At 65.6% G+C, this 23,247-nt stretch carries 14 protein-coding genes; 7 read left to right on the top strand and 7 right to left on the bottom strand.

Features of this window, described 5'->3' with window-relative positions; all coding sequences use genetic code 11:
- Positions 1–25: 25 nt before the first annotated feature.
- The 4 genes from ABIC78_RS07630 (at position 26) to ABIC78_RS07615 (ending at position 5,101) form a co-directional block, all read left to right on the top strand.
- Entirely contained in the window at positions 26–712 is a 687-nt protein-coding gene (locus ABIC78_RS07630; RefSeq protein ID WP_022676752.1) for a response regulator transcription factor, read from the top strand.
- On the top strand, positions 693–2,063 hold the full coding sequence (locus tag ABIC78_RS07625; RefSeq protein ID WP_354488654.1) for a FecR family protein: 1,371 nt from the start codon (positions 693–695) through the stop codon (positions 2,061–2,063). Before ABIC78_RS07630 ends, ABIC78_RS07625 begins: the two co-directional genes overlap by 20 nt.
- Entirely contained in the window at positions 2,060–4,312 is a 2,253-nt protein-coding gene (locus tag ABIC78_RS07620; RefSeq protein ID WP_354488652.1) for a CHASE2 domain-containing protein, read from the top strand. Before ABIC78_RS07625 ends, ABIC78_RS07620 begins: the two co-directional genes overlap by 4 nt.
- A gap of 75 nt (positions 4,313–4,387) precedes the next feature.
- Positions 4,388–5,101, top strand: coding sequence for a hypothetical protein (locus tag ABIC78_RS07615; RefSeq protein ID WP_354488650.1), 714 nt, complete (start codon positions 4,388–4,390; stop codon positions 5,099–5,101).
- 513 nt (positions 5,102–5,614) lie between these two features.
- Here ABIC78_RS07615 and ABIC78_RS07610 read toward each other — a convergent pair.
- Positions 5,615–5,875, bottom strand: a complete 261-nt coding sequence (locus ABIC78_RS07610) for a hypothetical protein (RefSeq protein ID WP_062784780.1) — start codon at positions 5,873–5,875, stop codon at positions 5,615–5,617.
- 146 nt (positions 5,876–6,021) lie between these two features.
- Between ABIC78_RS07610 and ABIC78_RS07605 the strand changes: the two genes are divergently transcribed.
- Entirely contained in the window at positions 6,022–7,098 is a 1,077-nt protein-coding gene (locus tag ABIC78_RS07605) for a zinc-binding metallopeptidase family protein (protein ID WP_354488648.1), read from the top strand.
- On the opposite strand, the gene ABIC78_RS07600 is transcribed toward ABIC78_RS07605, so the two are convergent.
- From ABIC78_RS07600 to ABIC78_RS07590, 3 genes are read right to left on the bottom strand one after another with little or no spacing between them, the layout of a single operon-like run.
- A complete protein-coding gene (locus ABIC78_RS07600; protein WP_354488646.1) occupies positions 7,091–7,882 on the bottom strand; it encodes a GDSL-type esterase/lipase family protein in 792 nt (263 codons plus the stop codon). The genes ABIC78_RS07605 and ABIC78_RS07600 overlap by 8 nt on opposite strands.
- Positions 7,879–9,351: a carboxylesterase/lipase family protein gene (locus ABIC78_RS07595; protein ID WP_354488644.1), complete on the bottom strand. Its 1,473-nt coding sequence runs from the start codon at positions 9,349–9,351 to the stop codon at positions 7,879–7,881. Before ABIC78_RS07595 ends, ABIC78_RS07600 begins: the two co-directional genes overlap by 4 nt.
- Positions 9,351–12,782, bottom strand: coding sequence for a glycosyl hydrolase 2 galactose-binding domain-containing protein (locus ABIC78_RS07590; RefSeq protein ID WP_354488642.1), 3,432 nt, complete (start codon positions 12,780–12,782; stop codon positions 9,351–9,353). Before ABIC78_RS07590 ends, ABIC78_RS07595 begins: the two co-directional genes overlap by 1 nt.
- Before the next feature lie 215 nt (positions 12,783–12,997).
- Between ABIC78_RS07590 and ABIC78_RS07585 the strand changes: the two genes are divergently transcribed.
- On the top strand, positions 12,998–14,287 hold the full coding sequence (locus ABIC78_RS07585) for a sugar porter family MFS transporter (RefSeq protein ID WP_354488640.1): 1,290 nt from the start codon (positions 12,998–13,000) through the stop codon (positions 14,285–14,287).
- A gap of 68 nt (positions 14,288–14,355) precedes the next feature.
- Here ABIC78_RS07585 and ABIC78_RS07580 read toward each other — a convergent pair whose 3' ends face one another.
- Positions 14,356–16,926, bottom strand: a complete 2,571-nt coding sequence (locus tag ABIC78_RS07580) for a glycoside hydrolase family 3 protein (protein ID WP_354488638.1) — start codon at positions 16,924–16,926, stop codon at positions 14,356–14,358.
- 228 nt (positions 16,927–17,154) lie between these two features.
- Here ABIC78_RS07580 and ABIC78_RS07575 point away from each other — a divergent pair, with 228 nt between their 5' ends.
- Positions 17,155–18,345 carry an ROK family transcriptional regulator gene (locus ABIC78_RS07575; RefSeq protein WP_107716300.1) on the top strand — a complete coding sequence of 397 codons (1,191 nt, stop codon included), beginning with the start codon at positions 17,155–17,157 and terminating at the stop codon, positions 18,343–18,345.
- A gap of 81 nt (positions 18,346–18,426) precedes the next feature.
- On the opposite strand, the gene ABIC78_RS07570 is transcribed toward ABIC78_RS07575, so the two are convergent.
- Positions 18,427–19,977 carry a tryptophan halogenase family protein gene (locus ABIC78_RS07570; RefSeq protein ID WP_354488635.1) on the bottom strand — a complete coding sequence of 517 codons (1,551 nt, stop codon included), beginning with the start codon at positions 19,975–19,977 and terminating at the stop codon, positions 18,427–18,429.
- Between the two features lie 106 nt (positions 19,978–20,083).
- Positions 20,084–23,101, bottom strand: coding sequence for a TonB-dependent receptor (locus ABIC78_RS07565; RefSeq protein ID WP_054131162.1), 3,018 nt, complete (start codon positions 23,099–23,101; stop codon positions 20,084–20,086).
- Positions 23,102–23,247 lie beyond the last annotated feature (146 nt).

Here is a 23,247-nt window from a genome sequence, read left to right as displayed (position 1 = left end):
GAATTGCGGGCGCAGAAGGGCCGCCGTGCGCATAGCGATTTTGGAAGATGACGTGGCCTTGGCCGGGTTGGTGGAAATGACCCTGGCCGAGGCGGGGCACAGTTGCGAGGTGTTCGGCGACGGGCAGGTGCTGACGCGCGCCCTGCATCGGACCACCTACGATCTGCTGATTCTCGACTGGAACGTGCCCGGCATGACCGGGCTTGCCATCATCGAATGGACACGCGGCAACCTGGAAGTGCCGCCGCCCGCACTCATGCTCACCAGCCGCTCGGCCGAGGAAGACATCGTGGCCGGGCTTTCTGCCGGCGCAGACGATTATGTGATCAAGCCAGTGGCGCCGGCCGTGCTCAAGGCGCGGGTCAACGCCCTGGTGCGCCGCGCCTATCCTTCGACCAGCCCCATGGTCGAACAGTTTGGCCCCTACAAGTTCGACACGCGCGCCGATACGGTGGAGCTGGAGGGGCAGCCGGTTGCCCTCACGGCCAAGGAATTTGCGCTGGCGCTCCTGCTCTTCCGCAACATGCACCGTGCCTTGTCGCGCGCCTATATCTTCGAGGCGCTGTGGGGCCGCAATCCCGATCTGCCCACGCGCACGCTGGATGCGCATATCTCCAACATCCGCACCAAGCTCAACCTGCGGCCCGGCAATGGCTTCAAGCTGGTGCCGATCTATGCCTATGGATATCGCCTTGAAGCGCTGGCTGCCTGACGCCGTGGCCCGGCCACGCCTTGCGCTCGCCCTTGCGCAGTCGCTGTCGCTGGTGGCGTGCTTGGCTCCTTGCGCCGCGCATGCTGCATCGGCGCCCGACAATGCGTTGTTGACGCCCGCCCCGGATGACATGGTGCGCTACCTCGTGCGGTCGGGTGACAACCTGTTCCGCCTGGCCAGCGATTATCTGATTCGGCCTGAGACCTATCGCACGGTCCAGCAGCTCAACCACGTGGCCGATCCGCTGCGCCTGCCCATTGGCAAAACGCTGTTGATCCCTCGCGTGTTGCTCAAGCAGGAAGCGGTCCGGGGTACGGTGTTGAGCTGGCGCGGCGCGGTGCGCATCGATGGCCGGCCGGCGGCCAATGGCATGCCGGTGACCGAGGGCATGCTGCTCGAAACCGGGCAGCGCTCGTTTGTCACCGTCACGCTGCCCGATGACACGAGCATCGCGCTGCCATCGCAATCGGCCGTGCGGGTGCGCCGCCTGCGCAAGGTGGTGCTGGATCGGCATGTGGAGCGCCTGTTCGCGATCGAGCGGGGCCGGGCGAGCGCCGCTGTCACGCCGATGACCGATCCGGCCAGCACGTTTCAGTTCGCCACGCCCGGCGCCGTCACCTCGGTGCGCGGCACCCGTTTCCGCATGAGCTACGACGCCGATGCGCACCGTGCGACGAGCGAGGTGCTGGAAGGTAAAGTGGGTTTCGATACCCAAGGGCGCAGCGCGCAGGTGCTGCCTGCCGGTTTTGGTTCCGCGAGCGATCTGGATGAGCCGATCGCGCTGTTGCCGCCACCGCTGCTGGCTGATGCGGCAGCCCCGCAAACCGACGCGGATCTGCGCTTTTCCTGGCAAGCCATGCCGGGCGCGCGGGCCTATCACCTGCAACTGGCGGCCGATGCCCAGTTCCTCAAAGTGCTGGATGAAACCGTCGTGGCCGGATCTTCGGCGCAATTGGCGGGTCTGCCCGATGGACGCTATTTCGTCCGCGCTACCGCGATTGATGGCCATGGGCTGGAAGGCAAGCCGGCCCTCGCCGAATTCGAGCGGCGGCTGGAAAACAGCCTGCGCCTGTCGGTGGAAGAAAGCTGGAATGGCCCGGTGCGCCAGTATGTGTTCCACTGGGACCCGGCGCATGAAAGCCGCGCCACCTTCCGCTTCCAGTTGGCCAAGCCAGGCCGCGAAGACCGTCCGACGATCGACCGAGCCGGTCTTTCCAGCCACGCCTTGGTCGGTCTCGCTCTGGCCCCCGGCCGCTATCGCTGGCGTGTGCTGATGGACGAGATCATCGACGGGCATACCGTGTCGCGCTGGACCGATTATCAAGACGTGCGGATCGAGGCATCCTGGTGAGCTTGGGCCATCAGCTGAAACTGCGCACGCAGTGGTGGCTGATCCTGCTGGCGGCAAGCGTGCTGGTCATCGTGCTGACCGCCGACCGCACGATGCTGCGGCTCGACAATGCATTCTACGATCGCCTGCTGCAACTGGGCGCACCGGCGCCGGGGCAGTCGGTGCTGATGGTTGAAATCGACGATGAAAGTATTGCGCGGCTGGGACGTTGGCCCTGGAACCGGGGCATCCATGCCGCGCTGATCGACCGGATCAAGGCGGGGCAGCCGCGTGCAATTGCCTATGACGTGCTGTTTACCGAACCGGGCGATCCGGCCGTCGATGCGCTGCTGGCCGGCTCGATCGCCGCAGCCCCGCCGATCTTCCTGCCGATGGTGCCGCCCGCGCCCGGTCTTTCCGGTGTGGCCGCGACGCCTGTGCTGCCGATCGCGCCCGTGCGTCAGGCCGCAAGCGGCATCGGCTATGCCACGATCGATCCTGACGCCGATGGTGTGGTGCGGTCCGCTACGGTTGCTGCCGGGCCTGTGCAGCACCTCATGGCCCTGGCCGCCTTGGCTGCCACCAGCCCGGCAACGCCCGCTGATCATCCTGCGATGTCGGTGGGCGCGCGCCTGATCCCGTTCGGTGCTGGCGGCGGACACTGGCCGGGTGTTTCGGCTGCGGCCGTGCTGGCCGGGCAAGTACCGCCCGAACTGCTGCGGGATCGCGTGGTTCTGGTCGGCGCCACTGCCACGGGGCTCGGCAGCCGCTATCCCACACCCACCGGCAGTGTCATGTCTGGCCTGGAAATCGAAGCCAATCTGGTGAACGGCCTGATCAGCCGCACGATGATCCGCCCGGCCGGCATGCCGGCGCGGCTTGGCCTGGGACTGATGCCACTTTGGGTGCTGATGATCGGCCTGGGTCCATGGCGACGGATGCCGGCCATGGTGGTCTTTGCCCTTTGCGCTGGCGTGGTGGTTGCGATCGCGGCGCTGTGCCTCTTGGTGTGGCGCTTGTGGTTGCCGCCCGGGGCGGCACTCGCCGGGCTTGCCGTCGCCTATCCCCTGTGGGGCTGGCGACAGCTTGCCGTGATCGAGCAGTTCATGCGCGTGCAGTTGCTGCGGCTTGAGCAAGAGCCATCGATACTGCCCCGCGTGGCCTTGGTGGGGTCGGTCAAGCACGGTGTCGCCGGCACGATCGCGCTGTTGCATGCGGCCATCGCCCGCAACCGCGAGATGCAGCACTTCGTGGCCGATCGCCTGGACCAGTTGCCCGACGCCACCCTGGTGGCCGATCTGCCCGGCCGCATCGTGATGGCCAACGCCGCCGCCCATCGCCTGTTCACCACCTTTGGGCATACCATTATTCCCGGCGCTACCCAGGCCCAGGCCCTGCTATCGGCGGTGCGCCTGGTTGGTAGCGGCAACCCGGTGCCATTCCCGCCGGAAGCGGAAGAGCCTGCGACACACGAAGTACAGCGCGATCAGGCGCATTTCTACCTGGTGGGCATGGCCCCGCAGACGCAGGCCGATGGCCAGCGTGCCGGCTGGATCATCCGGTTTGTCGACATCAGCGAGTCCAAGGCCGCGCAGCGCCAGCGTGACGACGTGGTGCAACTCCTGACGCACGATATGCGCTCGCCCCAGGCCTCCATCCTGGCGGTGCTGGAAACCGCGCCGGCCGATCGCATCGCTCCGGTAGAAGCCAGTGCCATCCGCCACTATGCCGAGCGCACACTGCGCCTGGCCGATGGTTTCGTGCAACTCGCCCGCGCGGAATACCTTGAGTATACGCTGGAAGAGGTCGAGCTGGGTGACATGCTGATCGACGCGATCGATGATCTCTGGCCGCAATCGCGCGCCAAGGCGATCGAGATCGTTACCCATGGCGACGAGCAGATGCTGGTGATGGGGGAGCGATCCCTGCTGACGCGCGCGCTGGGCAACGTTATCGGCAATGCCATCAAATACAGTCCCGATGGCACCACCATCACCTGCACGCTGACGCGCCAGGTCCGTGCCGATGGCAGCGCCTGGGGTCTGTGCACGATCGCCGATCAGGGCTGCGGCATGGATGAAGACCTGCGCGCGCGCATGTTCGAACGATTTGCCCGTGGCCCGGTGGGGCTGGGGCCCAAGACCAGCGGCGCGGGTCTTGGCCTCAGCTTCGTACACACCGTGATGGTGCGCCACCACGGCGTGATTTCGTGCGAGACGGAGCCGGGCAAGGGCACCACGTTCACGCTGGCGCTGCCGATCAAGGATTGAGCGGCTGGACCCCGGCCCATGCCTGGTGTTAGCTTTGGTCACCTTAGGGCCAGTTCCCACAAAGGGGAGGCGTGCATGCGGTTGGCGATCATGCTGGCGATGGCGATGGCGATGGCGATTGCGGCTGCAAGCACACCAGCCTGGGCTAAAGATTTGCCCGTGCCCTTCGTGGGGTGCCGGTCAGACGGGCAAACCGGCCCGCTGGCGGCCCCAAGGAATGATGACCATGCCCCTAAAGTGCCAGCGCAACTGGCACCACGGCTGGCCTGGTATGCCAGCAATACCACCGGCGGCGTTCTGGCGCCGCGCGGCTGGCGCTGCTTTGAACTCTATGGCTCTAACGGTTCCGTGCTGATGCTTTCGCCCACGGGGCTTGGCGCCGATCCATTTTTGGCCAAACTGATCGGGCCCGCCATCCAGGTCAGCATCTCGCTGGGCGATACGTCTGGCCGGTTCGAAGCGGCGCGCATTGCGGCCCGCCTGTTTCCCGATCGCAAGGCTTTCGTGCAATCCGTCATAGCGGAGGGCATCGCGCCGCGCAGTCAGTTCCCTTTCGGCCCCTATCCGTATGATAGCATCCAGCGGTTTAACCGGGATTATGTGACGTTCGAAACCCCCGCCCATCGCGAAGGCCTTGGCACCATGACACGTCTACGTCCATCGGCCGATCCCATTCGCGGGCTGGTGTGGATGGACACTGACAACAACGCCACCGTGCTGGCGGTCAGGCTTGCTCCGGCACAGCGCAATCTATCGGATTATATCATCCGCGCCATGACTCCGCGATAGACACCCGTCGTCAATGTCGACTTGCCCGCAAACTACCCTTAGCAGATTTCGTAAGTCGGGTTGGGTCGCGGTGGCGCGGCACAGGTGTAGGCTTGGCCCGCTGCCTCGGGCGTCACAACCGCCATTGGGCAATTCAGCGCCTTGATCCCCAGGGCTCGCCACAGCCAGTGCTTAGCGCGTTGTGTCAACCGTGGACAACAAGCCAGGCTGCCACGAACATAGCACCCCACAGCGCCGTATTAAGCGAAACGATATAAGCCAGCTTGCGGCCATTGGGTGCCTTTGCGCGAGACGCCAGGGCGTCATCCGCGCTGGCGTGTGCCCAACCTGTGCTGTGCCAATCCGTGCTGTGCATGCTTGTAGACACTACCGATACCCCGATCCATCCCCTCCGATTGCCATCGCACATCGACCAAGCTCGCGCTTGTAAAGGAATGTCAATTTCGGATCATTTGGCCGCGAACATCATCCGATCAGGAGCAGTTCGGGCTGTAGTGGCGCGCAGGCGGCCGTTCAGGCCGGTGTTTCCACCAGTTCGGCAATCTCGAACCTGTGGCTTTTCCAGCCGCGCATGCGTGCTGCCTCGCGCGTCGGGGCCTCCTTGCGGCGCGCCTCGGCCAAGGATCGGGTGTGGCCCCAGAATACCTCGGTCTTGCCGTTCTCCAGCTCCGCCACGATCCGCCAGTAATGGGTAAAGCTGTCGGTGGTCGGGCCGATCGTCTTGACGTAGCCATCGGGCATCGTGGCAGTGAGATAGCGGCGTTTCTTCTTCATCGCGGCGGCCTTGTGCCCAAAGCTACGCGCCATCGCAACCGCGCTGCGCCGGCAAGATCGGCGGGCCTTTGGAACCAGGGCAGGTACGCGGCGTAGTGCTGGCAAGGCAAGCCGCCTGTCACTCCCCGCCAAGCCCGGAGCCACCGATGCGCCCGTTTGCCTGCCCTCAATGCCTGCGCCTCAACCATTTCGAAGTGCGGGTCTGCCCTGCCTGCACTGCAACGCTCGGCTATGACCCAGCGATCGATCGCTTTCGCTATCTGGCGGAAGAGGGCACCACGTGGAAGGATCGCACCGAGACTTCGGCCGATCTGGTGGTCTGCGCCAACAACAACGATTTCGGCATCTGCAACTGGCTGACCACGCGCGATGCGCCGGGCGGCATGTGCCGTGCCTGCCGGCACAACCGCACCATTCCCGATCTGGCCGATTCCGCCGTGCCGCCACTGTGGGCCAAGGTGGAAGAGGCCAAGCGCCGCCTGTTCCACACGCTGATCCGCCTTGGCCTGCCGCTGGAGACCAAGGCCGAGGAAACGCCGGAACGGCAGGGGCTGGCTTTCGATTTCCTCTATGGCGAGCCCGGCGCTGCGGGCAGTGGCCCAAAGATCATCACCGGTCACGACGAAGGCCTGATCACGTTGAACGTGGCCGAGGCCGACGATGCCCATCGCGAGCAGGTCCGCCTCGACATGGGAGAGCCCTATCGCACCTTGCTCGGCCATTTCCGGCACGAGGTGGGGCACCATTTCTGGTCACGCCTGGTCGCGACCGATCCCGCGACATTGGAGGCCTGCCGCGCCCTGTTCGAAGACGAACGCGCCGATTACGGTGCCGCGCTCGCCGCGCACTACGGCGGTGGCGCGCAGCCGTGGACGGAGGACTTCGTCAGCGCCTATGCCACCAGCCACCCGTGGGAGGATTTTGCCGAAACCTTTGCCCACTACCTGCACATCGTCGACGTGCTGGCGACGGCGCGCGGCTTTGACCTGTCGCTCACGGCGTTTGGCGGGCATGATGGTGATGGCCAGGTGGCCGTGGAGTTCGATCCCTATCGTGCCGATGCCGCGGCCCTGGCGGCGGAAATGGCGCCGGTGTCCTTTGCCATGAACGCGGTGAACCGGGCGATGGGGCAGGCCGACCTCTATCCCTTCCACTTGTCTGACGCGATCATTGCCAAGCTGTCTTTCATCCAGCAAACCGTGGCAGCCGCGCGGGTCAGCTAAAGCCTTTCGCTGCCAGGATGGGCGAGAGCACCTGCTCCATCACGGCATAGCCGACCTCGGTCGGGTGCACGCCGTCATAGGCGAGGCCCGGCCGCATGCCGCCCGCGCCATCCTGCATCGCGCCGTGGTAATCGACAAAGGTGTGCCCGTGCGTGGCGGCATAGCTGGCCAGCCACTGGTTGATTGCTGTAATCGGGGTCACCGTATCCAGGCCCGGGCGCCAGTAATACCGTGCAGCCGGTGGCACCGAGGCCAGCAGCACGGCAATGCCGCTGGCCTGGGCAAGGGTGGCCATGGCCGCGAGGTTGTCCTGCGTCTGCTGCAGGGTCATTGGGCCGGTGTTGCCGGCAATGTCGTTCGTACCGGCCATGATGTGCACCGCGCGGGGCTTGAGCGCGATCACGTCGGCCATCATGCGCAGCACCATCTGTGGCGTGGTCTGGCCGCTGATCCCCCTGCAGGCGCGGCCCTCTGCCGCAAAGAAGGCGGGGTGCTTGTCAGGCCAGCCCTGCGTGATGCTGTCGCCCATGAAGACCAGCTTTACCGGCGTGGCGGCGGCGGTGATGCGTGCATTGTCTTCAGCATAGCGGGCCAGCCAAGGAAAGTCGGTCAGTCGGCGGCGCTCGTCCTCGGTCAGCGTGACGGGTGCAGGGGTGGGCGCTGGCGGGGCGCCAGGCATCAGCACGGGCTGGGCCGCGCGGGCGGCGGTACTGGCGCCGGCGACACCCAATGGCGCAGAGGCGATCAGGCCCAGAAAGCGGCGACGATTGGCGGGAATGGTCACAGATAGCGGCTCCAACGGCAGGGTGTATCCGCCAGCGCCTGGCCGGTGCTGGTTTCTTGCGCGGTGATCACGAGGTGGCTGCGCTTTGGCGCATAGGCTGGCCATCCCGCGAGTGGCGCGCCGTGTTGCGCCAGCGCGATCCAGTGGGCTTGCAGCGTGCTGCCATCGGCAAGCGGCGTGGCATTGTGGATATAGCCGATGTCCGCGCCGTGGAAACTGCGCGCGCCACCTGGCCCGATATCGAATTCGTACCGCCACACCGGCCAGCCATGCGCGGCCAGGAGATCAGCCATGCGCCCGGTGGGGCAGCGGAACAGGATGTCGGTGGCGATCTGCAAATCGCGGCTGCCCAGGCGTGGGTCTTCGGGCGGATCGGGTCGATCCAGCCGATAGAACGCGCGCGCCTGCGCTTCATTGGGGCCAAAGGCCATGGCCACGTTGGCATCGCGATGCGGGCGGCCCCCGGGCAGGCCAAATTCCGCGCGATTGGAACCCAGGATCACCGGGCGCGGTGGCGCGCTGGCCAGCAGGGCTTCGGGTGCGGCCGGAAGCACGGCGCCATCTACCGTGGCGCGCAGCCACATGAAATCGTCGCTTTCCAGCGCGCTGTCGTGCAGCGCCTTGTCTGCATCGAGCAGGGCATGCGGCGATGCCGCGCGCAGCGGCGCGGCGCTGCCATCAGTGCCCAGTTGGGCGTCGAGCTGGTCACCCAGGCGCAGCGCCTCGGCCAACGGGCGCGGCGGCAGGCCAAAGCCAGGGGTGCCGCTTTGCAAGGCGGCGGCCTGGAACAGGCCGGGCGTTTGCGGGCTGGCAAGGAGATAGCCCACGTCTTCGGCGCCGGCGCTTTCGCCAAAGATCATGATCCGAGTGGGATCGCCGCCAAAGCGGGCAATATTGGCCTTGATCCAGCGCAGCGCGGCGATCTGGTCCATCAGGCCATAGTTGCCGGTCTTGCCATCGCGCTCTGCCGCCAGCGCGCGGTGCGGCAGAAAGCCAAAGATGCCAAGCCGGTACTGGATGGCCACCAGTACCACGCCGTGGCGCGCCAGGTCGCTCAACACCGTGCCCCCGGCCGATCCCGCGCGGTTGCTGCCGCCATGGATCCACACCATGACGGGGCGCTTGCCCGCCAGCGCCGGGCTGGCGATATCGAGCGTGAGGCAATCCTCGTTGCCGCGCACATAGTCGGCGTGGTTCCAGCCGTAATCGTTTTGCAGGCATGTTGCGCCTGGCGCGGTGGCGTCGCGCGGGGTCTGCCACGCCGGCGCCGGCTGCGGCGGTTGCCAGCGCAGCGGGCCTAGTGGCGGTGCGGCATAGGGCACGGCGCGAAAGCGCGTCACGCCATCGGCATCGGCCGTGCCGACCACCGGCCCACTTTGCGTCAGCGCGACAGGGTGCCCGGCGCCGGGCGCTGCCCATGCCGGGGAAGCAGCCAGCGCCAGCGCGGCCAGGCCATGCCGCAGCCGCATTACTGCGACAGACCCTGTTGCGCGGCCGGCACGTTCCACCCTTCCAGCGTCACCGCCGCCGCCGTGCCGGCGCTGGCCGGCCAACGCACAGTGATGGTGCGGCTTTCGCCCGGCATGACCGCAACATAGTTGTCGCTGTAATAGGCCGGCAGGATGCGCTTGCCAGCCGCATCCACCAGCGTGGCGCGGGTGTTGAGAGCCGGCGTGCTGCTGCTGTTGGTCAGCGTGATGGCCATTTCCCGTTCGCTGCCGCTGTCCTGCGGGGTGCCGGTCTTGATCGCGAGCGGCGCGGCGCCCATGGCATTGAGCGCGCGATAGGCGTCTTCATCCTTGCCGCGCCAATAGACCGTATCGCTCACCACCTTGCCGGTGCGATCGGTGATCGTGAGGCCGACGAGCACCATCGGGGTCGAGGCAAAGATCGTGTCGAGCGGCAGGGGCTTGAGCGTGGTGTCGCGGTTGGCCAGGGCATCGGCACGGTCGCGCCGCGTGAACAGCGCCTTGCCGGCCAGGTCTGTCACCGTGCTGGTCACGGCCAGGCCCTTGGCGTCTTCGCGCGTGGTGTTGACCAGCACCAGCGCATTGTCGGGCAGGTTGAGCTGCGCGTGCAGCGGCCGGGCGGCACGCTGCGCGCCGTAATAAGCCGCGTGGGTGTCAAAGTCAGAGCTGTAGATCTGCCATGCGTTGGAAGGCCAGGCGGGATGCGTCATCCAGAACAGGCGGCCGCTGTTCTTGGTCCAGAGATGGCCCAGGAAACCCTCGATCATGGCCTGGTGGGTTTCCAGGTTCATCATCTGCGCCTTGCGTTCGAAATCGGCAAAGCTGGTTGCCGCGCCGAACCGGCGGTTCAGGCTTTCCATGAACGTCTTGGTGTCGCCATTCCCCGAAAAATGCCAGTCGTGATAGGCCAGCGTATCGCTCAGCGGCCAGCGATCGGCCTCGGGCACATATTGCGCGATCGCGGCTGCCGTAGCCAGCGAGGGCGTGCCGGTTTCAACCGAAAAGCCGGTGGCCAGATCGGTGAAATAGCCCTGCGGCTGGCGGTAGTTGTAGGGGCCAGAGCCCTGCAGGTTCACGGTGTTGGAGCTGCCGGTGTACCAGCGGGTGCCGTCCAGCTTGAACAGCAGATCGTCCAGCCCCTCGTTCAGCGTGGGATAGGGCACCCCCTCGTTGCGGCCGAACCAGATGATGATCGAGGGGTGGTTGCGATAGCGCTTCACCACGTCTTCGGCATTGGCCAGGAACAGCTGCGGGTCTTGCGGCTCCACCTGGAAATTCTGGGTCGATTGCCAGAAATCGTTGAGCACCATCATGCCGTACTCATCGGCCAGGTCATAGAATTCCGGCTCGGTGCTGGTGCCCATCCAGTTGCGGATGATGTTGAGATGGGCTTCCTTGTGCAGGCGGAAGGCCGGCTCCAGCCGTTCGCGCGAGACGCGCTTCATCGCGTCGTCCATGCCCCAGCTGCCGCCGCGCGCAGCGATCTTCACGCCGTTGACGCGGATCGTCAGGTGCGGTTCGGGCAGGGTGTCGGCCGCGCTCAGCGCTTGCACGCCAGACGATGTTTCACCTGCCAGCGTGAGCGATTCCACCCAGCCGCGCGGGGTTTCCTTGATTGCCTCGTGGCGCACGTCGATCAGCTTGGTGCCGGCAAGGCGCCCGTCGGTGGGCTGCACGTTGACACGGCGCAGCGCGCCGGCATGATCCATCAGCGAAAGGTCATAGGAAACCTCGCGAATGCCAAAGCGCGTCTCGGCACGGTCAGACACCGCGCCATCGACCGTGGCGGTGATATGCAGCGGGTGCAGGGCCTGCTCGCCATAGCCGTTGGGCCACCACAGGCGCGGGTTCTTGATGCGCAGTTGCGGGAAATCGGCGGGGGTAAAGCGCACTTCGCCTTCGCCAGGGGCAAGCGTGACGCTGCGTTCCACGCTGACATCGTCAAACGCGGCGCGCACCGTCACCGTGCGCGGCGTGGTGCCATCGTTGCGCAGGGGCACGATAATCAGCACGTCAGCGCTGTCGGTGCGGGGCAAGGGCAGGTCGGTCACCACCTGGCTGTCGAGCAGGCGGACGTCACCACGGGCGCGCAACTGCACGTCCTGCCACAGCCCGGTGTCACGATCGCGAATGCCCGGGATCCAGTCCCACCCTTCGGTGGCCACGAACGTGGGGCCATCGATGGCGAGTTGGCCGCCGTTTTCGCCCACCCCGGCCGCGATCGACTGCTCGTGCGGAATGCCCGGATGCGGCGGCGGCGAAACCCGCACGGCGATCACGTTTTCGCCGGCCACCGGCACCAGCGTGAATTCGCCGCGGGCAAAGGCGCCCTTGGTCTGCCCCAGCTTCTGCCCGTTGACCCAGATTTCGGCGGCATAGTTGATGCCGTTGAAGCGCAGCGCCAGGCGCTTGCCCGCCGCATCCGCCGGCACGGTAAAGCTGGTGCGATACCACCAATCCTGCCGCGCCAGGCTTTCGGGAATGCGCAGGTTGTTGAGGCCATAATAGGGATCGGGATAGACCCCGCGATCGACCAGCGTGGTCAGCACCGTGCCTGGCACGGTCGCTGCGCGCCATTGGCCCTTGGGCGTGCCCGGGCGCGAAAGCGTAGCCCCATCGGCACCCGGCACATCGGGCGCGCCAGCCAGTTGCCAGCCGTTGATCCGCCACACGCCATCGGCCAGCGGCTGAACCACGGCGGCAGCCGGCACGGGCTTGGCCACCGGTGCGGAGAAGCCGCCCTTGGCCTGGGGCAGTGTCCAGGGATCCTGCTGGCGCCAATAGCCGGTGTTGGCGGTCTTCTGGAATTCCCAACCAACCCCCACGTGCCACATCTGCACCAGATCGAAATCGGGCCGGGTGGCAACCAGCGCCTGCACGGCCGGCAGCGGCAGCGCACCATCCTCGATCCGCGCGTCGACCAGGTCGCCGCCAAAGTGCGGCGCGCCGGGCATGGCAGGGGCGACGGCCAGGCGGGGCGCCAAGGCACCGGCATCGGCCAAGCCGCCGCGCGCCACTTCCTGCCCATCGACATAGAGCGTGGCGCGTTCACCATCCCAGCTGGCGGCCACATGGGTGAACCGCCCGGCGACAATCGCACGGGGCGCCACGATCATCGCCGATCCGATGCGCAGCGCCGGCTTGCCATCGATCAGGGCCAGGCAGCGGCAGGCCGTGGCCGGATCGCCCAGCGACAGCAGCACCACAGTGCCGCTCTGTATCGCCTGCGGGCGCACCCAGGCGGCCAGGGCCGTGGGGGCGTGGGGGGCCAGCACCGCAGCCGTAGTCGGCACATCGCGGGTGATGCCGATGCCGCCTTGCATCAGGGCAGCATTCCACGGGCCGCCGTTGGTCACAGGCGCAGCACCCGCGACCGGGGCCAGCATTCCACCCAGAATCGTGGCAGCAAGCAGGCTTGTGGCAAAACGCATCGAAAATCCCTCTCCTGGTCGGCGCGTCACCCGCCTGGCCGGGTGTTGGCACCGGTGTATGAGATGGCCCGTCGTCGCGGTCGCCAGCCCATCATCGTCGGTTCCTTTCTGACGCAAACCGAATTAATAAGTCAAATTGAATTAATGATTGGGAGAGCGCGATGCATGCGAATTTCGAGGGCGGTAGCGGCCCGGGGGAAGGGGCTCTGCAGCCTATGCCGACGGCGGCCGTAAGGGCAGCCGTCGCGGCCAGCCTGGCCGGCCTGCTGTTCGGGTTCGACACGGCGGTGATTTCCGGCGTGACCGAGGCGTTGCGCCAGCATTTCGCACTTTCCGCCACGGGGCTGGGCATTGCCGTTTCCGCCGCGCTGTGGGGCACCTTGGTGGGGGCCAGCGTGGCCGGCGGGCTGGGCGATCGCCTGGGCAGCCGCCGGTTGTTGACCTGGATCGGTGTCGCTTATCTCGTTTCGGCGATCGGTTCTGCCCTGGCGGGCGGGATGGCGCTGTTCGTGGCCTTTCGCTTTCTGGGCGGCCTTGCCATCGGCGGCTCGTCGGTGCTGGCGCCGGTCTATATCTCCGAAGTCAGCGCCGCGGCCCGGCGTGGCCGGCTGGTGGCGATGTTCCAGTTCAACATCGTTGCCGGCATCCTGCTTGCCTATTGCAGCAACTGGCTGCTGGCGCTGGCGCTTCCGGCTGACATTGCTTGGCGGGCCAAGCTTGGCATCGCGGCCCTGCCGGCGCTGTTCTTTGCGGTGATGCTGCCCGGCATTCCCGAAAGTCCGCGCTGGCTGGCGAGCAAGGGGCGTGGGGCGCAGGCACGGGTGGCGGCAGACCGGCTTGGCCTCGATGCCATGGCGCTGGCCAGCACCGATCAATCCGATGCACGCCTCGATTGGCGGCGCCATCGCCGGCCGATCCTGCTGGCGATCGCGATTGCCGCGTTCAACCAGCTTTCCGGCATCAATGCCATTCTCTATTACCTCAACGACATTTTCGCTGCGGCCGGCTTCACCGGCGTGTCCGCCGATCTTCAGGCGGTCGCCATCGGATTGACCAACCTTGTTGCCACCATGGTGGCGATGACGGTGATCGATCGCGTGGGCCGTCGCCCGCTGCTGCTTACCGGCGCGATTGGGACCACGTTGGCGCTGGCGGGCGTGGCGGCGATCTATGCCTCGGGCAGCGGCGCGCAGTTCCTGTTGCCTTTGCTCGTGCTGTTCATCGCTGCCTTTGCCTTTTCCCAAGGGGCGGTGATCTGGGTCTATCTGTCGGAAATCTTTCCCACGCCGGTGCGCGCACGCGGCCAGGCGCTGGGCAGCACTACGCACTGGGTGCTCAACGCCGCGATCAGCTTTGCCTTCCCGGTGGTCGCGCAGTTCACCCAGAGCCTGCCCTTCGTGGTCTTTGCCCTGGCCATGGCGGTGCAGGCGGTGGTGGTCTGGCGCTTCTTCCCCGAAACGCGCGGCGTCGATCTCGAGGAACTGGCCGCGCGGCTTTCGCACTGACCATGCATGGGCGCGGGCCGGGGATCGTCCCGGCCCGCGTCATGCGTCAAGAGGGCTTGGCGCGGCGATCAATGCGTGGCGCAGGGCAGCCGCACTTGCGCATCCATCCCCAGCTTCACCCGGGCCAGGCTGATCGTCATCGCCCCGCCGGTTGACAGGATCAGCGGCGCGTCGACCGCATCCATCCGCGCCCCTGCCGTGCGCAGGCACTGCAGCGGAATGCCCAGCGTCGTCCAGGTGCCGCGCGGCAGCATGTCGAGCTTGCCCAGCGACAGGCTGGTGGCCTTTCCGGCGCTGTCCATCGCCAGGGTGACCGGCGCGGTGGGCGCCGTATCCACGCGGATCGTGGTCACCAGCATCATCTCGCCGTTGGTCTCGCGCGAGAGGTCTGCCGGGGCGTGGGTGGTGAGCGCCAGCGCCGCGGTGCCCTTGCTGCCGGAAAAGGCAAAGGTCCGCGCCCCTTCCTGCACCTGGTAATCGCTGGCCGTGATGGCCACGCCGCTATCGGCCACCGTGGCGGGCACGCTGGTGATCCGCGTCACCCCGCCGGTGCCGGCATTCTGGATTTCCAGCGACCAGCCTGGCGTTGGCACGCCTTTCTGGAAATACTCGGTGGTGCTGCCCGCGCTGTCGTCAACGCCCGATTGCTCGGGCAGGGCCACCCAGCGCGGCGCGGGAGTTTTAAGCGACAGCCCATGGCCCAGCGGATAGAGCGTGGCTCCGCCGGGCACAGCCGTCATCGGCCAGCGGAACGGCAAGCGCCCGGTGAAATCGTGGGCCACGCTGCCATCGCTGCCGCGCAGCAGCACATCGGCCACGCCTTCGCCTTCCGACCCCGGCAACCACGCCACGACAAAGGCATCTGCCAGGTTGAGGAACGGGTTGGCATAGAGCGGCCGCCCGGTCAGCATCAGCGCCACCACCGGAACCCCAGCGGCCTTGAGCTTGCGCATCGTTTCCAGCGGCGCGCGCAGATCGGGCTTGAGTTGCAGGCTGCGCAGATCGCCCTGGAATTCGGCATAGGGCGTCTCGCCAAAGACCACGATCGCCGCGTCGGGCTTTTGCCCGGCAAAGCTGCCGTCGGGGGAAAGCGTTGCCTGGCCACCGGCGGTGCGCACCGCCGCGTCGATACCCTGCCACAGCGTGGTGGCACCGGGGAACAGCTTGGGATCAAGCCCGGTGCCCTGCCACGAGAGCGTCCATCCGCCCGATTGCCGGGCAATGTCGTTTGCGCCATCGCCGGCGACCAGAATGCGCGCCTTGGGCGACAGCGGCAAAAGACCGCCTTCGTTCTTGAGCAGCACCAGCGATTCCTGCACTGCCTGGCGCGCCACGGCGCGGTGGGGTGCGCTGCCCAGCAGATCGAATTTCCCGGCATAGGGGCGGGAAGAGGGGCGCCCTGCGTCAAACAGGCCAGCGCGCATCTTCACGTGCAGTACCGCGCCCACCGCCTCGTCCAGCCGCGCCATCGGCACCGTGCCATCCTGCACTTTCGCGATGAGGCTGTGATAAAGCGCCTTCCAGCTATCGGGCGCCATGAGCATGTCGATCCCGGCGTTGACTGCCTGCGGGCACGAGGCGTTGCTGCACCCGGCCACCTGGCCATGCGCGTTCCAGTCGCTCACCACCAGGCCGGCAAAGCCCATGCGCCTCTTGAGCACATCGGTCAGCAGGCTCTTGTTGCCGGTCATCTTCACGCCGTGCCAACTGGAAAAGCTGGCCATGATCGACAGCACCCCGGCGTCGATCGCGCTGACATAGGGCTGTGCATGCACCTTGATCAGTGTTGCCTCGTCGATCACGGCATCACCCTGGTCGCGCCCTTCGAACGTGCCACCATCGGCCAGGAAGTGCTTGGCCGTGGCGATCACGTGCGGCCCGGCCAGTAGCGGGCCGGAATTGGGCTTGCCCTGCAGCCCTTCGATGAATGGCCGGGCATAGCTGGCCACCAGCGCCGGATCTTCGGAATAGCCTTCAAAGGCGCGGCCCCAGCGGGTGTCCTGCGGCACGGTGATGGTCGGGGCGAAGGTCCAGTCGATGCCGGTCACGCGCACTTCGGTAGCGGTCACCGCGGCGATGCGTTGCAGCAATGCGGGATCGTGCGTGGCGCCCAGCGCGGAATTGTGGGGAAACAGCGTGGCGCCCACGATGTTGCTGTGGCCGTGCACGGCATCGGTGCCCCACATCACCGGGATGGCCACGCCGCCATCGCGCTTGTCGACAGAGGCATCATAGAACGCGTCCGCCAGCTTGAGCCATTCGGGCGCCGGGGCATAGTCATTGCCACCGGGGCCGGCATTGCCGCCATTAAGCACCGATCCCAGGTGATAGCGGTGCACGTCGTCGGGCGTGACGGTGGAAAGATCGGCTTGAAGGATCTGGCCAACCTTCTCCTCCAGCGTCATCCGCTTGATCAGCGCGGCGATGCGCGTTTCCATCGCGGCATCCTGGCGCCAGGGCCAGTGGGCCTGGGGCCACAGCGCGGGGTGGGCCACGGCGCTGGCAGCGGCCGCGGGAAGGGCAGCCTCGCTCGGCGCAGTCTGCGCGCAGGCCGCGCCACCCCACGACAGGCCCAGGCCAAAGGCCAGTGCAGCCGCTGTCGACAGGTAAGTTGATAGGCGAAAACGATTTACAGGCATTCCGGGCATCCTTAATTAAAACAAGTTTAAATATTTTTTGGTTTTCACGAGGGGCTGTGCCAAAGTCGGGCATAACCGACAGGCTGATGCATGAAATTTGCGCGCAAATGCCCCGCTTTTCGCATTTGTTTCGCAGGCCGTGCGTGGCAATAGAAACACATGGGATCGAGGCACGATGAACAGGTTGAAACCGCCCCGGACGGCAACCCCACAGGGGCGGGCGGCATAATGGCCAGCGATCAGATCCGCCTGTCGGGCACGAACCTTGAGCGTGCGGCCGATCACAACCAGCGCGTCACGCTGCATGCCATCCGCGTCAACGGCCCGCTTACCCGCATCGATCTGGCCCGCATCACCGGGCTTACCCCGCCGGCGATCGCCAACATTACCAAGCGTCTGATGGCAGATGGCCTGATCGAGGATGCCGGCCAGCGGCGCGGCGGACGCGGCCAGCCAGCCACGCGCCTGGTGATCAACCGGTCGGCCTGCTATGCCATTGGCGTCAACATCGATCGCGATCACATCACGCTGGTCGTGGTGGATTTTGCCGGCGCGGTGGTTGCCGGCATTACCCAAGACATTGCCTTCCCGATGCCGGCCGATGTCCAGGCGCTCTATCGCGGATCGATCCGCCGCCTGCTGGACGAGGCCGGGGTCGAGCCGGCGCGGCTGGTAGGGCTGGGGGTGGCAAAGCCCGACGATTTCGGCCTGGTCGATCTGCCGGGCCGGCCTGCCGATTTCGCCTGCTGGGAAACTGCCGATATTGCCGACCTGTTCCGTGGTCCGTTCGAACTGCCGATCTTCGTTGAAAATGATGCTGCCGCGGCCGCGATGGGTGAACAGCAACTGGGCCACGGCCAGACGTGCTCCAGCTTTTTCTATATCCTGGTTTCGTCCGGGCTGGGCGGTGGCCTGGTTGTGGATGGCGCCTATTTTCGCGGTGCCAATGGCCGCAGCGGCGAAATCGGCTTCATGCTGGCGCGGCGGGAAGGACAGGCCCCGCACCCGGTGCAGGATCTCGTCTCGCTTTCGGGCGTGCGCCGTGCCCTTGGTGCGGTCGGCCTGACCGAGGCTGATCTGCGCGGCAACCCGGATGATCCTCGTCTCGCCAGTGCCATGGCTGCCTGGGTGGAAGGCGCCGCCGAAGAGTTGTGCGATCCCCTCATCGCGGTGAACTGCCTGATCAACCCGGCGGCGATTTTCGTCGGCGGCCGGTTGCCGGGGCGCTGGGTCGATGCGCTGGCCGATCGGCTGAATCAGCTGTTGCAGCGGCGTGGCGCGCATGTTCCGGCGCTGTCGCTGGTCCAGCGTGCCTGGCTGGCCGAAGATGCACCGGCGGTGGGCGCGGCGATCCTGCCGTTCAGCCATTTCCTGCTGCCCGCCGCGCGCGTGCTGTGGACGGCAGACGCCCAGGGTTGAGCCGCAGGGCGGCAAGGCTGCTGGCCGGGCGCAGGCCATCCATGGCGGCATCATCCTTGGTGCAAACGGGCGGGCGCGGGTTCAGGCGGCCAATGGGCCGGCCGGTGTGCCGCCGGTGATATGCGCAATGAAATCGCGGTGGGGCCGTGCCTCGGCCACGGCACCCGCTACTGTTTCACGCATGCGGCGCAGCGCCTCGCTGATTTCCGCATCGGTAAAGTGATCGGCCATGGGATCGTGTGCTCGGGGCAGCCAGTCGAACCCGGCGTACATCGACAGCCAGCTGGGATCGAGGAAGCTTTCCCATTCATACCGCACCAGCCGCCCGCGTGCGCGGAACAGGCGCAGCTTGTGGGCCAGCATCTCGGGCACGTCGGCCTGGCGCAGGCGGTCCCAGAACGGCTCGCCCACGCGCCGGTTGCCCAGGTAATGCAGGATCAGGAAATCGCGGATGCGGGCATATTCCAGTGTGGTGGCGCGGTTGAATTCGTCGGCCAGCGCCGGATCGAACGTGGCATCGGGAAAGAATTCCGCCAGGCGTTCGATCGCCGTCTGGATCAGGGTGATGCTGGTCGATTCCAACGGCTCCAGGAACCCTGCCGCCAAGCCCATGCCCACGCAGTTACCCGCCCAGAACCGCTGGCGATGCCCGGCTCCAAAGCGGATGAGGTTGGGCTCGGCCAGGGCTTCACCTTCCAGGCGTGACAGCAGCTTGGCCGTGGCCTCGTCATCCGATAGCATCGCGCTCGAATAGACATAGCCATTGCCCACGCGATGCTGCAGCGGGATGCGCCATTGCCAGCCGGCCTCTTGCGCGGTGCTGACGGTATAGGGCCAATCGCGCGTGGCATCGGCGGCGCAGGGAATGGCCACCGCGCGGTCGCACGGCAACAGATCGGTCCAGTCGGTCCACCCCACGCCCAGCGCTTTGCCCAGCAGCAGTGAACGAAAGCCCGTGCAGTCGATGAACAGGTCGCCGGCAACGCTGCCGTGATCCTTTGTTACCAGATGCGCGATATGGCCGGTCTGCGCATCCAACGCCACGTCGTTGATCACGTCATCGATGTGGCGCACGCCCTGCGCCAGCGCGCGATCGCGCAACGTCGCGGCAAAGCGGCTGGCGTCGAAGTGTACCGCCCAGTCGAACACCGCCAGGTCATTCACCGGCTTGTCAGGCGGCAGCATGAACGCGCCGCGCTGCGCCAGCGCGCTGCACAGGCTGTAGGCCGCAAGGTCGGTCGGCTCGCCGGCATGTTGCAGCTTGAGCCAGTATTGGTGAAACGGCACCCCGCGTGAGGGCACGCCATAGAGCCCGAACGGATGGAAGAAGCGACTGCCGGGTTGGGCCCAATCGCGAAACTCGATGCCCAGTTTCACTGTGCCGCCAGTGGCACGCAGCACGTCGATGTCTTCGACGCCGATCGCACGGAAATAGTCGCGGATGCCCGGCACCGTGGCTTCGCCCACGCCCACCGTGCCGATCGCGCTGGATTCCACCACGGTGATGGCCACGCCTTGCCGCGCCAGCCGGCCGGAAAAATAGCAGGCAGCCATCCAGCCCGCCGTGCCGCCGCCGGCGATCACGATCTGGCGGATGGGCTTGGCGTGCTGGGCGGCTGGCATGTCGGTCATGGCAACACTCGTGTGGTTGAAACGAAAAGACCCGCCGCCCAGGGGAGAAGTTGGACGGCGGGTCAGTCAGGAGGCTCGTGAAAAGATCCTCTTTGGTGCGATAGACTTAGAACTTGGTACGGGCGCCGATCAGGAAGCGGCGTTCGTAGATGTTGTTGAAGGCCTTCTGGTCGGGGAACGCGAGGTAATAGCGCTCGTGTTCACCGGTCAGGTTGGAGCCCTGGGCATAGATCGTCAGACGCTTGTTGATATCATACGAAACCGACGCGTCGACATAGTTGGTCGGCGCCTGCATCAGCGTGAGGCCGTCGATGCCGGCAAAGTTCGTCTGCTCCACGCGGGCCGAGCGATAGTTCCACGCCACGCGGGCCTGGAGACCATACTTTTCGAACCACAGCGCCGCGTTAACTTGGTGCTTGGAGTTATCCTGGAACGGCAGCTTGGCCCCGTTCAGGTTGGTGCCCCCGGCGTTGGAATCAGACAGCGTGTAGTTGAGATCGACGCCAAAGCCGCTGAGCACGCCCGGCAGGAAATCGAACCCAAGCTTGGCCCCGGCTTCGATGCCCTGCAGATAGCCGCCGCGACCCTGCACCTGCGAGTTGATGAACACGGTGCTGCGCACCACGCCGTCAAGATCGGGCAGGTCCGTCCGCTTGACCGAGTCTGTCTTCACAAAGCTGGCGATATCAATGCGATAAAGGCCAAAGTTGATCAGGCTGGTACGGTTCAGGTAATATTCGAACGACACTTCATAGTTGGTCGAGCGCCAGGGATCGAGCATCGGGTTGCCGTTGGAATTGCCGCCCGACACGCGGAAGATCGGTGGGTTGAACGTGGTATCGATCGCGTAGTTGAGATCGAGGCCACCGCCCCACTGCGCCAGATCAAGCAGCGTCATGTTCTTGGAGAACGCGGCGCGCACGCGGAACTTTTCAGTCACGTCGAGCGAGGCGTTGAGCGCCGGCAGCCAGTCGGTGAAAGAGCGGTGGGTATAGATATCGCCCACGTCGGCAGCCGGAAGACCATAGGGCTGCCCCGGACCCGAGATGTTCTGGCGCACGTTGAAGGTGGTGTTGATCACGCGCAGGCCGGCGTTAGCACGCAGCGCCATGCCACCGATTTCGGTGTTCCAGTTGAGCTGGCCATAGGCCGACTTCTGGTGGAGCTTGATCGAATAGGACCGGCCCGGAATGACGAATTCCTTGTTGCCGGGATAGAAGCTGTTCTGGAACGAGGCGGCATCGTCCATCGCGTGCGGATCGAGCACGTAGAACGCGCCGACGCCCCCGGCCGGCACGGTGTACTGCTTGAGGTACTTGGAGATCGTCGCGTCGTTGCCCAGGCGCGTCAGGCCCGCGGTATAGAAACCGTTGGCGTCGCCCGCCGAACAGCTGCTGCTGTTCATCTGAACGTCGAACGCCTTCCACTTGACGTAGCAACCGTTGGGATCGGATGCGCCCTGGCCGGCATAGAACGGCGCGGCACGATCGAAGTAATAGGCTTCTGCACCACGTTCGCCATAGCGCGCACCGAAATCGAACGACACATCGGGCGAGAATTCATAGCTGGCGTCAAAGCGCGCCACCTTGAGATCCGAATTCGACCGGTAGTTGTTTTCCGAAGACGTGGTTTTGAAGCCGTAGGCCGCCGGATTCCCCAGGTTGCTGGCCAGCGCGTTCGGCAGGGTGAAATTGGGCATTTCGCCGCGATAGTCGATCGAGGCGGGCAGGGTGTTGTAGGTGTAGCCCAGCGGGTTGAACGTGCGATCGCCGCCCAGCGCGGCCGGATAGTGGCCCACGCCGTTGAACCACTGCTTGCCGTTCGACAGGCTCAGCTGGAAATAGCTGTCGTCGAAGTTCTTGTGCGCCTTGCCATAAAGCCCGCGCAGCGTCGCCTTGAACGGCCCGCTGTTATAGCGCAGTTCAAGGTTGAGGTTGATCGAGTCAGACTTGGTCCGGCCGGTTTCGGAATAGCTGTCGAAGTTCTGCAGCGTGTAGTTGTACTGATCTACGACGTTGAAGTTGTAGCCGTTGATCTTGACGCCGGTATCGCGCGAGTGGCCCGGCACGAAATCGGCCGCCTGCCAGTTCACCGCCTGGAACTGGAAACCAGCGGTGCGATCATACTGCGTCTGCTTGGTGTAGAACCCGTCGGCAACCAGGTCGAGCTTGTCGTTGAGGTGCGCCTGGAACGAGCCGTTGAGGCCGAAGCGCTCACGCGTGGTGATGCGGTTCCAGCCGGTGTGGGCCTGGGGCGAGAAATAGGTATCGTTGGCATCGCCATCGCCGTTCACGTCCACGCCGGTGAGCAGGCCGTTGTTGTAGATCGAGGTGCCGCGATTGGGATCGTCAAAGCGGAAGCCGCCGTAGCCGGTGGCATCGCCAATCGATTCATTGGCGAGGCGGCCGCCGTAATCGCGCTGGATGCCCGAATACGAGTTCGACAGATCGACCTTGGCGTAGGACGCCGAAACCAGGAAGCCGACGTCATCGTTGCGCCAGGCGAGCAGGCCGTTGACCTGCGGGTTCCACTTCTTGGCCTTGTCGCCATAGGAACCTTCGACAGCGGCCGCGCCCGAAAGGCCCGACTTGAAATCGAACGGACGGCGCGTGAGCAGGTCGATCGTGCCGCTGATGCCCGAAGCGAGCAGCGTGCCGGTAGGCGACTTGATGACGTTCGCGCCCGAAAACAGCTGCGAAGGAATGTCGGTGAAGTTGGGCTGGACCGACGTGATCGAGTTCGCGCCGAGATAGGCTTCGCCGTTAAGCAGCGTCTGCACCTGGGGCAGGCCGCGCACGTTCACGCTGGCACCTTCGCCGGCGTCGCGGCGGATCTGCACGCCCGGAATGCGCTGAAGCGAGTCGGAAATCGTCACGTCGGGCAGCTTGCCGATATCCTGCGCGGAAATGGCATCGACCACGCTGGCGCTGTTGCGCTTCACGTCGATCGCGCGGGCGACCGAGGCGCGAATGCCAGTAACGATAATCGCCTGTTCGGGCGTTCCGGCAGCGCTGTCAGTGGTAGGATTTTCAGCGGTCTGGGCCGTGGCAAGGACCGGGGTTGCCAGTGCGATGGCCGATACCGCGTAACGCAGCACGCGGGAACGAGACGCAAACGATCGCATCGAAATGTCCTCTCCTGAAGATTGTAGGTCTTGCCTACGATTAAACAATTTTGTTTTATCAAATTGCCCGCGAATGCCCTTTGCGTCAAACGTTTTCTGAACGTTACCAAAACGCCTTTCGAAAAATCCAATTTCGCCAGTTGTTT

The sequence above is a fragment of the Novosphingobium sp. 1529 genome (assembly GCF_040544855.1).
In the GTDB taxonomy this organism is placed as follows: Bacteria; Pseudomonadota; Alphaproteobacteria; order Sphingomonadales; family Sphingomonadaceae; genus Novosphingobium; species Novosphingobium capsulatum.
Note: the sequence above shows the minus strand (reverse complement) of the source record. Positions and strands in the feature narration are given on the sequence as shown.